10 protein-coding genes are annotated in these 12,138 nt (G+C 45.0%); all 10 read left to right on the top strand.

Annotated features, from left to right (window positions below; translation table 11 throughout):
* The first annotated feature begins 4 nt into the window (after window positions 1-4).
* Complete coding sequence (murD, locus tag HJG39_RS02290) at window positions 5-1,360, top strand: UDP-N-acetylmuramoyl-L-alanine--D-glutamate ligase (protein WP_268406342.1); 1,356 nt, start codon at window positions 5-7, stop codon at window positions 1,358-1,360.
* Window positions 1,361-1,452: 92 nt separating this feature from the next.
* A complete protein-coding gene (gene ftsW, locus HJG39_RS02285; RefSeq protein WP_442780992.1) occupies window positions 1,453-2,784 on the top strand; it encodes a cell division protein FtsW in 1,332 nt (443 codons plus the stop codon).
* Window positions 2,777-3,898 (top strand): undecaprenyldiphospho-muramoylpentapeptide beta-N-acetylglucosaminyltransferase, encoded by a 1,122-nt coding sequence (gene murG, locus HJG39_RS02280; RefSeq protein ID WP_268406340.1) that lies wholly within the window; start codon window positions 2,777-2,779, stop codon window positions 3,896-3,898. Before ftsW ends, murG begins: the two co-directional genes overlap by 8 nt.
* Window positions 3,895-5,337 carry a UDP-N-acetylmuramate--L-alanine ligase gene (gene murC / locus HJG39_RS02275; RefSeq protein ID WP_268406338.1) on the top strand — a complete coding sequence of 481 codons (1,443 nt, stop codon included), beginning with the start codon at window positions 3,895-3,897 and terminating at the stop codon, window positions 5,335-5,337. The genes murG and murC overlap by 4 nt, the downstream gene beginning before the upstream one ends.
* Before the next feature lie 77 nt (window positions 5,338-5,414).
* On the top strand, window positions 5,415-6,365 hold the full coding sequence (locus HJG39_RS02270; RefSeq protein WP_268406337.1) for a D-alanine--D-alanine ligase: 951 nt from the start codon (window positions 5,415-5,417) through the stop codon (window positions 6,363-6,365).
* Window positions 6,366-7,109 (top strand): cell division protein FtsQ/DivIB, encoded by a 744-nt coding sequence (locus HJG39_RS02265; RefSeq protein WP_268406336.1) that lies wholly within the window; start codon window positions 6,366-6,368, stop codon window positions 7,107-7,109.
* Between the two features lie 56 nt (window positions 7,110-7,165).
* Window positions 7,166-8,395: a cell division protein FtsA gene (gene ftsA / locus HJG39_RS02260; protein ID WP_268406334.1), complete on the top strand. Its 1,230-nt coding sequence runs from the start codon at window positions 7,166-7,168 to the stop codon at window positions 8,393-8,395.
* Window positions 8,396-8,465: 70 nt separating this feature from the next.
* Window positions 8,466-9,623: a cell division protein FtsZ gene (gene ftsZ / locus HJG39_RS02255; protein WP_268406332.1), complete on the top strand. Its 1,158-nt coding sequence runs from the start codon at window positions 8,466-8,468 to the stop codon at window positions 9,621-9,623.
* Between the two features lie 221 nt (window positions 9,624-9,844).
* Window positions 9,845-10,759, top strand: a complete 915-nt coding sequence (lpxC, locus tag HJG39_RS02250) for a UDP-3-O-acyl-N-acetylglucosamine deacetylase (RefSeq protein WP_268406331.1) — start codon at window positions 9,845-9,847, stop codon at window positions 10,757-10,759.
* Between the two features lie 170 nt (window positions 10,760-10,929).
* Window positions 10,930-11,853: a M23 family metallopeptidase gene (locus tag HJG39_RS02245; protein WP_268406328.1), complete on the top strand. Its 924-nt coding sequence runs from the start codon at window positions 10,930-10,932 to the stop codon at window positions 11,851-11,853.
* Window positions 11,854-12,138: the final 285 nt, after the last annotated feature.

The following is a 12,138-nucleotide window of genomic DNA, read 5'->3' as shown; positions in this document are numbered from 1 at the left end:
AAATATGAATGTTCTGAATAGCTTATTTAATAAACGTATCATCGTGCTTGGTCTAGGTATGACCGGGCGCGCTTGTGTGCGTTTTTTAAAACAGCATCAGGACAACTGGAATATTCAAATCAGTGCAATGGATACGCGTGCTGATATTACCCCAGACCCGGATATTTCTTGTTTTCTTGGCGGTTTTGATGAAGCTGAAATCGCTGCTGCTGATGTACTAGTGGTAAGTCCCGGCATTGACATCGAAACACCACAGATTGCCCAAGCTGCTGCGGCTGGGAAGTGGATTCTGGGGGATATTGAAATTTTTGCATTGTATGCCGCTGCACATCGCCCAGATGTGCCGATTATTGCGGTAACAGGTTCCAACGGAAAATCAACCGTTGTTACTTTATTGGAGTGGATTGCAAAACAGGCCGGTAAGCGGGTCGCTTTAGGTGGGAATATTGGTATCCCTGCACTTGAACTTTTCGAACAAGAAGCGGAACTCTTTATTTTGGAGTTATCCAGCTTTCAACTGGAAACCACCGATAGTTTACAGCTTGCTTCGGCATGCATTTTAAATCTTAGTGAAGACCACATGGATCGCTATGAAAGCTTGAGCGATTATGTGGGTGCCAAGCAACGTATTTACACGCACAGTAAACAAGCCGTTTGTTTGAAAGAGGATGCGTTAACGCATCCATTAACCAGCGCGCACCTATCCGCTGCTGATGTTGATATTGTTTACATTTCGGCACAACAAAACGTTGAAGGGTGGGGGCTAAGTCAAGACAAAAACTCTATTTGCTTTAATAGTGAGCCCTTGTTAGCTGCAAAGGACATTCAATTAGTTGGAGTTCACAACTTATTGAATATTCAAGCTGCATTGGTCATGAGCGCACAAGTAGGGATTGAAACGCATGACGCAATCCGCGCAGCAAAAACATTTACAGGTTTACCCCATCGCTGCCAAAAAGTCAGGGAAGTGGCAGGTGTTACGTGGATTAACGACTCCAAGGCAACTAATGTTGGAGCCTGTATCGCAGCAATTGAAGGCGTCACCCCAAGTTTAAAAGGCCGCTTATTCTTGATTGTTGGCGGTGATGCAAAGCAAGCCGATGTCCAGCCATTAGCATCTGTATTTAACCAGTATGTATTTAAATTGCTGTGCTTTGGTAAAGATGCGGCTCTATTTATGCCGTTATCAGTACGAAGTCAAAGGGTGACAAAACTAGAAGAAGCTGTTCAGGTGGCGGCAAACGAAGCTAAAGCAGGAGACATGGTGTTGTTGTCCCCCGCTTGTGCCAGTCTGGACATGTTTCAAAGTTATATGCATCGCGGAAATTGCTTTGTGGAAGCAGTGGAGGCAGTAGCATGATTTTCAGTAATCGGTTCTCAACCAATAATGCTGTGTCTGCGTCATCCTCAGGGATGCCAGCTCAGCATTCCTCTACGGATGAGAATGATTCAATGCTGCAAAAGTTATTTAAATCAAAGCATGACGCTCATTCCGCTTTTAAGCCCTATGACCTTGGTCTAATTCTGGTTGCGTTTACCCTACTTTGTATTGGTTTTGTTATGGTGACGTCAGCGTCTATGCCTGTTGCTGAGCGTTTGTTTAATAATCCTTTCCATTTTGCGGTTCGTCATGGCATTTACCTTATCATCGCGATGACTGCCGCGTGCATTACCATGACAATTCCCATGTCTTGGTGGCGTCTGAGCAACGGTTGGCTTTTGTTACTTGCTGTTGCATTACTCTTTGCCGTGTTACTGGTAGGGAGAACGGTTAACGGTAGTACACGTTGGTTGGTTATTGGCCCGTTTACGGTGCAGGCGGCAGAACCCGCGAAGCTATTTTTCTTCGTGTATTTAGCTGGTTATCTGGTGCGCCGTTATGAAGAAGTAACGGAAAACTTAAAAGGCTTCATCAAACCTCTTGTCGTCTTCTTCTTATTGGCTTTGTTGTTACTTCGTCAACCTGATTTAGGCACGGTAGTAGTGATGTTTGCCACAACAGTGAGTTTACTTTTCCTTGCCGGTGCCAAGTTGTGGCAGTTCTTTGGCTTAGCCTTTGCTGGTATTTCAGCGGTGGTGGCGCTCATTGTTTTCGAAGAATATCGAATGAAGCGTGTGACATCGTTCCTCGACCCGTGGGCCGATCCGTTTGGCACAGGTTATCAACTAACACAGTCGTTAATGGCATTTGGACGAGGCAGCTTCTTTGGACAAGGGCTTGGCAATAGCTTGCAAAAACTCGAATTTCTGCCAGAGGCACACACCGACTTTATTATCGCCATTATTGCTGAAGAGACGGGCTTTATTGGTGTTATGGGTATTTTGACTCTGCTGTTTTTCATTACTGTTAAAGCATTGATTATTGGCAATAGAGCATTGCAAAAGTCGCTACCGTTTGAAGGTTATTTAGCCTATGCAATCGGTGTTTGGGTTGCTTTCCAAACCGCTGTTAATGTGGGCGCAAGCGCAGGAGCCTTACCCACGAAAGGGCTAACATTACCGCTTGTCAGTTCAGGTGGTTCGAGTCTCATCATTATGTGTGTTGCTATTTCTTTGCTGGTTCGCATTGACTTTGAGCTTCGTGTGATGGGAGTGCAAGCGTTAGCGAAAAAAACGACAAGAAAGGCTAAGTCACGGTTAAAAGCGCCTGCTGATGAGGCATCTAAAGACACGGCGGTAGCATCAAAACGAGAAGCGAAAAGCAGAGGAAATGCCACTTCGCATGATTTAGATGAACGCCCCGATTTTGGGCCGGACGCAGGCGAGGGAGGCGTTAATGACTAAGCGGCTTCTCGTTATGGCTGGTGGCACTGGTGGGCATATTTTCCCCGGTATTGCTGTGGCGAAATATTTGCAAAATCAAGGCTGGGATATTCATTGGTTGGGTACAGCAACCCGAATGGAAGCCCAACTCGTGCCAAAAGCGGGCTTTGCGATTAGTTACATTGATGTGACGGGGGTGCGAGGTAATGGTTTGTTAAGGCTTTTAGGTGCGCCTTTTCATATTGCAAAGTCGGTGTTTCAAGCCATTGCGGTAATCAGGCAATTTAAGCCAAATGTGGTGCTGGGAATGGGAGGGTTCGCTGCTGGACCCGGCGGAATAGCTGCATGGTTGCTTGGTGTTCCTGTAGTGATCCATGAGCAAAATGCAGTCCCAGGAATGACCAACAAGATTCTAAGCCGATTTGCATCGCGCTTGTTAGTAGGCTTTAAACAGGCTTTTAGTGGTCATAAAAAAGCCATATGGGTGGGGAACCCTGTTAGGGCTGAATTTGCTCAAATAGCAGAAAAGGTTAATCAGTCAGAAGAAAGTGTTGAGTCACAAAATACCACTACCTCTTTTAACATATTGGTGGTAGGGGGAAGCCTAGGCGCACAATGTTTAAATGAAACAGTACCAAACGCCATTGAGCAACTTTTTGCCGATGAAGCAGCAGTATCGATTTCAATTCGACATCAGTGTGGCAAAGGGCATCAGGATAAAGTGACTCAAGCGTACACTGAAAAAGTGGGAAGCCACTGTGAATGGCAGGTGAGTGAGTTTATCAGTGATATGGTTGAAGCATATGCTTGGGCCGATGTCATCATTTGTCGTGCTGGCGCTTTAACGGTTGCCGAGGTCGCGGCGTCTGGTCGCTGTGCGATATTCGTGCCGCTTCCTCATGCAGTAGATGACCATCAAACACTAAATGCAAAATCGTTGGCGGATGCAGATGCCGCCATATTAATGCCGCAGTCTGAACTAATGACAGGTGCGTTACCCATTGTTTTAAAAGAGTTGATTGCTGCGCCTTCACGCATCAATGCGTTAGCAAGTCATGCAAAACAACAAGCAAAAGTAGATGCCGCAGAACAAGTGGCGAAGGTGTGCATGGAATTATCAAAGGTGGGTGCATGAGCAAAGTGAATCACTCTGTACCTGAAATGAGAAGAATTAAGCAAATCCACTTCATTGGTATTGGTGGAGTCGGCATGGGCGGCATTGCAGAAGTGCTGCTCAATGAAGGTTATGTGATTTCTGGCTCGGACCAACAAGCGAGCCAAATGACGCAACACTTACAAAAGTTGGGTGCGACCGTGTTTTTCACGCATGCGGCAAGTAACGTTGAAAACGTTGATGTTGTGGTGGTTTCAAGCGCCATAAGCACAGACAACCCTGAGATTCAGGCAGCGATGGAAGCTAGAATTCCGGTTATCCGTCGTGCAGAAATGTTAGCAGAGCTAATGCGCTTTCGTCATGGCATTGCGGTTGCCGGTACGCACGGTAAAACCACTACCACAAGTTTAGTGGCTACTATCTTTGCGCAGGCAGGATTGGACCCAACGTTCGTGATTGGTGGCAAGTTGAATAGCTTAGGCAGCAATGCACGTCTTGGCAGCAGCCGTTATTTCATTGCCGAAGCTGATGAGAGTGACGCTTCTTTTGTGCACTTACAGCCCATGATGTCGATTGTTACCAATATCGAAGCGGATCACATGGAAACTTACGGCGGTGACTTCCAAAAAGTACAAGATACCTTTGTGGAGTTTTTGCATAACTTACCGTTTTATGGCTTAGCCGTTGTATGCGGAGACGATCCAATCATCCAACAATTGTTGCCTGACATTGGGCGTCAATACATTACTTATGGATTGGGTGAAAATGTTGATGTGAGAGCGGTAGATATTTCCAGCGGATTTAATCAAAGCCATTTCACCGTGCAACGTAAAGGCAAAGATGATTTGAGCATTACCCTGAATTTACCGGGCACACACAATATTTTAAATGCGTTAGCCGCGATTGCGGTGGCAACGGAAGAAGGCATTGACGATGCAGACTTACAAGCGGCGTTAGGCACCTTTTCGGGTATTGGGCGTCGTTTCGAGATGTTAGGCAACTTTAATAATGAACTAGGTACAGTGACGTTGGTTGACGATTACGGACATCACCCTACAGAAGTAGAAGTGACTATCGCTGCGGCACGCAATAATTGGCCAGATCGTCGCTTGGTGATGGCGTATCAGCCTCACCGTTATTCGCGAACACGAGATTTATATGAAGATTTCGTGCGAGTGTTGTCCCAAGTGGATGTGCTGCTGTTATTGGACGTTTACCCTGCTGGCGAAGAGCCTATTGAGGGCGCGGATAGCAAGGCGTTATGTCGCTCGATTCGTCAGCGTGGGCAAATTGAACCCGTGTATGTGGGGCAAACCGATGAACTGCAAACTGTCATTGCAGATGTAATGAAAAATGGTGATGTCTTGCTAACGCAAGGCGCGGGCAACATTGGGCGCATCGCCAAAGAATTAGAACAAAGCAAGCTAATGTTAAGCACACTGCGTCATCAAGCTGATTGATGTCGTTGGGTTAAGGTGAACGCTGTAACTAGCGAGCACCAGCAAGCAATAGAGAATAAGTTCGGAGAACAGTATTCATGACAACTAAAGAGAGTCTTAAACAGAAATACGGCAAAGTTGCTGTGCTGTTTGGTGGAGACTCTGCGGAGCGCGAAGTGTCGCTCAATTCTGGCAATGCAGTATTAAATGCATTACAAGCTGTGGGTTGTGATGCGTATAAGTTTGACCCAGCGGAGCAACCTCTGGCAGAACTCGTTACCCAAGGCTTTGATCGTGCTTTTATCGTTTTGCATGGGCGAGGAGGCGAAGATGGAACCATTCAGGGGGCGTTGACGTTCATGAACATTCCTTATACCGGAAGTGATGTATTAGGTTCGGCACTAGGAATGGACAAAGTTCGTTGCAAACAGCTCTTTCAAGCGTGTGATTTGCCAACGGCTGACTATAAAGTGCTGTTTAGTCACGAAGATTACAGCGATCAATTACCAGACATGTTGTCGGCATTAGGTGGAACTGTGATGGTGAAGCCAGCCCTTGAAGGATCAAGCATTGGTATGAATAAAGTTACCAATCTGGATGAGTTTATCAGTGCGTTAGCGCTCGCTTTCCAATATGATCACAGGGTTTTGGTTGAGCGTTTTGTTGAAGGTAAAGAATTTACGGTTTCTATCTTGAATGACCAAGCGTTGCCGTCCATTAGTATGGTAACGCCAAGAACGTTTTACGACTATGAAGCGAAATATCAAGCGGATACAACTCAATATCATTGCCCCAGCGGTTTGTCTGAGTCAGAAGAAGAGAGGCTTGCTAAACTCGCTACTCGAGCATTCAGTGTTGTTGGAGCTTCAGGTTGGGGACGAGTAGATTTTATGCAAGATGCGCAGGGCCAATATTATTTATTGGAGGTGAACACCGTTCCGGGCATGACACAGAAAAGTTTGGTGCCAATGGCGGCCAAACAACGAGGTTTGGATTTTCAAACTTTGTGCTTAGCTGTGTTAGATACGAGCTTTGTGTCGGGAGTCTAGGTGAGTCGGGAAATTGCTAGCCCGTGGCGCAATGTAAAGCTTTGGCTGGGGTTTGCGTTTTTTATCGTGGTAATGGCCTTGCTTGGTTATGTGTGGCACAGCTTGGCAACATGGCTAGAAGATGAGCAACGTGTTCCGCTGAAAACGATTTTAATTTCGGGGGACAGGCAGTTCCTTGATGATGAAGATGTGAAACGCATCATTCGAAAAGGGCAGCATGGCAGCTTTATTGAGTTAGATGTTGATAAGGCGCACGACGATGTTGAGTCGTTGCCTTGGGTGTATCAGGCGTCAATTCGTAAACAATGGCCAGATACTCTGCGAGTTTATGTTGTAGAGCAAACGCCAGTAGCGCGTTGGCAAGATGACATGTTGTTGAATCAGTACGGGGAGAGCTTTCAGGCTAAGGCGCCAGAAGCGCTTCAATATTTACCCGTATTGTTTGGGCCAGGTGGCAGTGAAACAACTGCGTTAGAAGGGTATCGCTCAATGCAAAGTTTGTTGCAGTCGAGTGGGCTTAAAATCGCTGAATTGTTCTTAAGTGAACGATTTGCATGGCATATCCGATTGGATAACGGTGTGAATCTTGACTTAGGACGAACAGAATTTATGGGACGGTTACAACGATTTATCGATGTGTATCCGTTGCTGTTAAAAAACGAAAAAGAGGTGAGTTATGTCGACCTTCGCTACGACACTGGTTTAGCGGTGGGGTGGGATAACTCGGAACAAGACAAAAATTAGCGGGCTCTACGTCAGATTCAAAATCGTAGGCGCTATAGATAAAGGCAATTAAAAGCGTGTCGAAAGTAATAGACCGGAACTTAATCGTAGGATTGGATATTGGCACCAGTCAAGTGAAGGCGGTGGTAGGTGAGCTGCTTGAAGATGGCGATATTAGTATCGTGGGTGTGGGTACACAGGCTGCGCGTGGCATGGATAAAGGCGGCGTCAATGATTTGGATTTGGTAGGACAGTCGGTCAAGCGCGCAATTGAAGAATTAGAACTGATGGCAGATTGTCGCGTGTCATCCGTATTTATGTCTATTTCTGGGCGTCATGTGCAATGCCAGAATGAAAATGGCATGGTGCCTATTAATAATAAGGAAGTGACTCAAGAGGATGTAGACAACGTTATTCACGCTGCACGTTCTGTTCCTATCGCTGCTGAGCGTAGGTTGCTACACGTGTTGCCACAAGAATATACGATTGATGTACAAGAGGGCATTAAAAACCCAATTGGTATGTCTGGCGTCAGAATGGAAGCCAAAGCCCACATCGTGACATGCGCTGATGATATGGCAAAGAATTTGGTAAAATGTGTTGAACGATGCGGGCTTACATCAGATCATATGATCTTTTCGGCGTTGGCTTCTAGTTACGCAATATTGACCGAAGATGAAAAAGAATTAGGTGTTTGTGTAGTGGATATTGGTGGCGGCACCATCGATATGGTTATCTACACGGATGGCGTTATTCGCCACACCGCAGTGATTCCTGTTGCTGGAAATCAAATTACCAGCGACATTGCCAAAATCTTCCGTACGCCAATTGGGTATGCGGAGGAAATTAAGATTAATTATGCGTGTGCTTTAAAAGACATGGTTAGCATGGAAGAAACCATTGAAGTACACAGTGTCGGCGGGCGTCCGTCTAGAACAATGTCCCGTCATACTTTGGCAGAAGTAATTGAGCCAAGGTATCAGGAATTATTTGAATTGGCTCAGGAAGAAATTCGTAGCAGTGGTTTAGAGGAACAAATCGCTGCGGGTATCGTGTTGACTGGCGGTACAGCGAAAATGGAAGGCGCGGTTGAATTTGCTGAAGAAATTTTTCATATGCCCGTGCGAGTTGGTCAGGCAAGAAGCGTAAAGGGATTAGCAGAGTATGTGGAAGATCCTGCTTACGCGACAGCAGTTGGTCTATTACATTACGGTAAAGACCTAGTGCAAACCAAAAATACCAATAAAAATGCATCTGGTGAGAGCTTGTGGAAGCGAGTTCATAGCTGGTTTAAAGGGGAATTTTAGTTTAGTAACGAAAGCACTCTATGCACGTTATTAGCTAGTAAAAAAGTGCGTAAAAATCGGAGAGTTGAATATGTATGAATTAATGGATAGCCATAGCGAAGAAGCTGTCATTAAAGTAATCGGTGTTGGCGGCGGTGGTGGTAATGCCGTTGAACACATGGTTTCACAAAATATTGAAGGCGTTGAGTTCATTGCTGTGAATACCGACGCGCAAGTATTAAGAAAATCCGCAGCGAATGTGACTTTACAGATTGGTTCTGAGGTCACTAAAGGATTAGGTGCTGGAGCGAACCCTGAAATTGGTCGTCGCGCAGCTGAAGAAGATCGCGAAACTATTAAGCAGTCGCTCGATGGCGCAGACATGATCTTCATCACCGCAGGTATGGGCGGTGGTACAGGAACTGGCGCTGCACCAGAAGTTGCCAAAATTGCCAGAGAGCTTGGCATCTTAACGGTCGCTGTTGTAACTAAGCCTTTTCCATTTGAAGGTAAAAAGCGCATCCAAATCGCAGAGGAAGGCATTCTTGAACTAGAAAAGTATGTGGATTCGTTGATTACCATTCCTAACGAAAAATTACTCAAGGTGATGGGACGCGGTACGCCTTTATTGCAAGCATTTAGCTCAGCAAATGACGTATTACGTGGCGCTGTACAAGGTATTGCTGAACTGATTACACGTCCAGGCTTAATCAACGTGGACTTTGCAGACGTTAGAACCGTTATGTCTGAAATGGGTACGGCAATGATGGGAAGTGGCAATGCTTCTGGTGAAGACAGAGCAGAAGAAGCGGCAGAAGCTGCGATTGCTTGCCCATTGTTAGAAGACATTGACTTGTCTGGTGCACGAGGCATCTTGGTTAACATCACAGCGGGCCCTGACTTTGCCATTGATGAATTTGAAACTGTGGGTAACGCAGTGAAAGCCTTTGCCTCAGAAAACGCCACGGTAGTTGTGGGTACGGTTATCGATATGGAAATGGCAGATGAGCTACGCGTTACTGTTGTGGCAACGGGTATTGGTGAACGTAAGCCAGAGATTTCTTTGGTTAATAATCGAGTAAACCGTACGCCAGCAGCGAGCAAAGAAGTTGAGGCACCACAGGCAGAAATGAATGAAAGCTTGTTTGTTGAGCCCATTAAAGCAACGGGTACAGATGACAAAGTTGAATCAGGTAATGATCTAGAATATCTCGATATTCCAGCATTCTTGCGTAAACAAGCAGATTAAGTAGGAAGTTGTTCATATAAAGTTTGCGTGGTAAATAATTGAACTTTTTATGAATCAGTAAGACTAAACAGCCTGAAAATTGTTTGATTTTTGACAAAATGGTCATAAATCACTACAATGCTCGGCCGTTTTGCGGTGAGTCAAAATAACTTACTGATTTTTAAAAACATTGGAAAGCAGTTGTGTGGGGATGATCCACACTTAGGCAGAATAAAGAACCCATGATTAGACAACGTACAATTAAACAATCGGTTTCTGTCACAGGGATAGGACTTCATAAAGGCGATAAAGTCACTATGACACTTCGCCCGGCTCCGGCAAATACAGGTATTGTATTTAGGCGTATTGACCTTGTTCCACATGCAGACATTCCCGCTAAAGCAGGTTTGGTTGGCGATACTATGTTATGTACTTGTTTGAGCAACGAAGAAGGTCACACGATATCAACGGTTGAGCACTTGGCGTCAGCGTTAGCTGGTTTGGGTATCGACAACATTATCGTAGAAGTGGATAGTAACGAATTGCCGATTATGGATGGCAGTGCGAGTCCTTTCATTTTCTTGTTGCAATCAGCTGGAATTGAAGAGCTAAATGCATCCAAAAAGTTCATTAAAATAAAGCGCAAAGTACGTGTTGAAGATGGAGATAAGTGGGCAGAGTTCCACCCTTATGAAGGTTTCCGCATCGACTTCCAAATCGACTTTGAACATCCGATTATTCGCCAAAGTAAACAACATATGGTGTTGGACTTCAGTAGTGATTCTTACATCGACGAAGTAAGCCGTGCACGCACTTTCGGCTTCTTAAGCGATTTAGAATTTATGCACTCGAATGATTTGGCACTAGGTGGCAGTATGGATAACGCCGTTGCTTTAGATGACTATCGCGTTCTCAACCAAGAAGGGTTGCGTTATCAAGATGAGTTTGTGAAGCATAAAATCTTAGACGCAGTCGGCGATTTGTACCTAGGTGGACACAGCATTATAGGCGAGTTGAAAGCCTACAAGTCGGGTCATGGACTCAACAATAAGTTATTAAATTGTTTACTTAATGATGAAAAAAGTTGGGAGCTTGTCAGCTTCGACGAAACGGAACACTCTCCAATCCATTTCGGTCTCCCTGCTTGGATGAGTTAATCATTAATTTTTTGAAGAAATGCCGCCTTTGTTGCGGCATTTTTTTTAACAGGGCTTATCATTTTTAGTTTGATGTTATATTGTCTATAAATAACGATTCCAAAAACTTTATCTCATGCCATAAAGTTTCTGATGATTGCACAGACGCAACCAAAGAAGTGAAGGAAAAGATGAGCTTTACCATCCTATATAGAAGTAAGAAATATCGGTTTATATATAGCCTTTCTCGCAGACAATTAGTCGCAGCCAGTGTTTTTGTTTTGGGGTTGGTTTTTGTCGCTGGTCGGTCAACACAAACGGTTTCTGACGCGCAAGCGCGTATTGACTTTACCCAAAGTGGCTTAGTGCAACAAAGACATGAAGTTGAAAACCTTAAGAAGAATACCGAGCAGCAATTGAGTGGCATGATGCTCAAACTGGCCGATTTGCAGAGTCGAATCTACCGCCTTGATGCGCTTGGTGAAAAGCTTGCTCAAGAATCAGACCTCGATGCGACAGAGTTTAATATGTCTTCCTTGCCTGCTGTCGGAGGGCCTACCGGTGAACTATCAGAGTCTGTTGAACTTGAAGTCACTTCTGGGCAAGACGTTATCCAACAAATTGATTTGATGTTATCGTCGTTAGATGACAAAACGCAGCAGCTTGAGGCGTTGGAGTCAATTTTATTGCAGCATGATGTTAATGATGCCAGCTTTATTGAGGGCCGACCTATTCGTTCGGGCTGGCTTTCGTCCTATTACGGTATCCGTAAAGACCCCTTCAATGGTTTACCTGCTATGCATAAAGGATTAGATTTCGCGGGCAAGACAGGAACTGAGGTAATTGCGACGGGAGCCGGTATTGTAACTTGGGCAAGTGAACGTTACGGCTATGGCAACCTGATCGAAATAGAGCATGGGGACGGTTTCGTTACTCGGTATGGGCATAACAAGTCGTTGCATGTTAAGATTGGCGATGTTGTTACTAAAGGACAAAAGATCGCCTCAATGGGAAGCACAGGAAGGTCGACAGGAGCGCATGTTCATTACGAGGTGTTACGTCATGGTAAGCAAGTTGATCCGCTCAAATATGTTTACCGGAATAGTCGCAAATAGCGTTTTTGTTTCGAATAGCAAAAAGTATTAAATAATAATCGGCCAGTTTTAGCCGATTATTTTTATGTTTAATTGAAGTAAAAGTGGAAAAGTTGTCGCGAGAGCATTGATAAATGCGTTAAGCGAACAAATATACAACTTCACCTGTTCTTATGTGTCAGTCATTCTCGTAATAGCCAAGAATGTAGGCCTCGCCTTTAAGTAACAAAGAACAAGCAGTTATTGGTTTTCCCTTGCATTGGGAGAACCTTTCTTTCGTCTGATTTTATCAGGTTTGTCGCGCCC

The sequence above is a fragment of the Alteromonas sp. a30 genome, assembly GCF_026788005.1.
GTDB lineage: Bacteria > Pseudomonadota > Gammaproteobacteria > Enterobacterales > Alteromonadaceae > Paraneptunicella.
The sequence above is the reverse complement of the archived record's forward strand: the minus strand, read 5'-3'. Positions and strand labels throughout refer to the sequence as shown.

What these genes read in the sequence shown, in the direction of transcription:
- HJG39_RS02245 (WP_268406328.1), top strand. Translation starts at nt 10,930, where the DNA reads ATGAGCTTTACCATCCTATATAGAAGTAAGAAATATCGGTTTATATAT.
- ftsZ (WP_268406332.1), top strand. Translation starts at nt 8,466, where the DNA reads ATGTATGAATTAATGGATAGCCATAGCGAAGAAGCTGTCATTAAAGTA.
- HJG39_RS02270 (WP_268406337.1), top strand. Translation starts at nt 5,415, where the DNA reads ATGACAACTAAAGAGAGTCTTAAACAGAAATACGGCAAAGTTGCTGTG.
- lpxC (WP_268406331.1), top strand. Translation starts at nt 9,845, where the DNA reads ATGATTAGACAACGTACAATTAAACAATCGGTTTCTGTCACAGGGATA.
- ftsW (WP_442780992.1), top strand. Translation starts at nt 1,453, where the DNA reads ATGCTGCAAAAGTTATTTAAATCAAAGCATGACGCTCATTCCGCTTTT.
- murC (WP_268406338.1), top strand. Translation starts at nt 3,895, where the DNA reads ATGAGCAAAGTGAATCACTCTGTACCTGAAATGAGAAGAATTAAGCAA.
- murG (WP_268406340.1), top strand. Translation starts at nt 2,777, where the DNA reads ATGACTAAGCGGCTTCTCGTTATGGCTGGTGGCACTGGTGGGCATATT.
- murD (WP_268406342.1), top strand. Translation starts at nt 5, where the DNA reads ATGAATGTTCTGAATAGCTTATTTAATAAACGTATCATCGTGCTTGGT.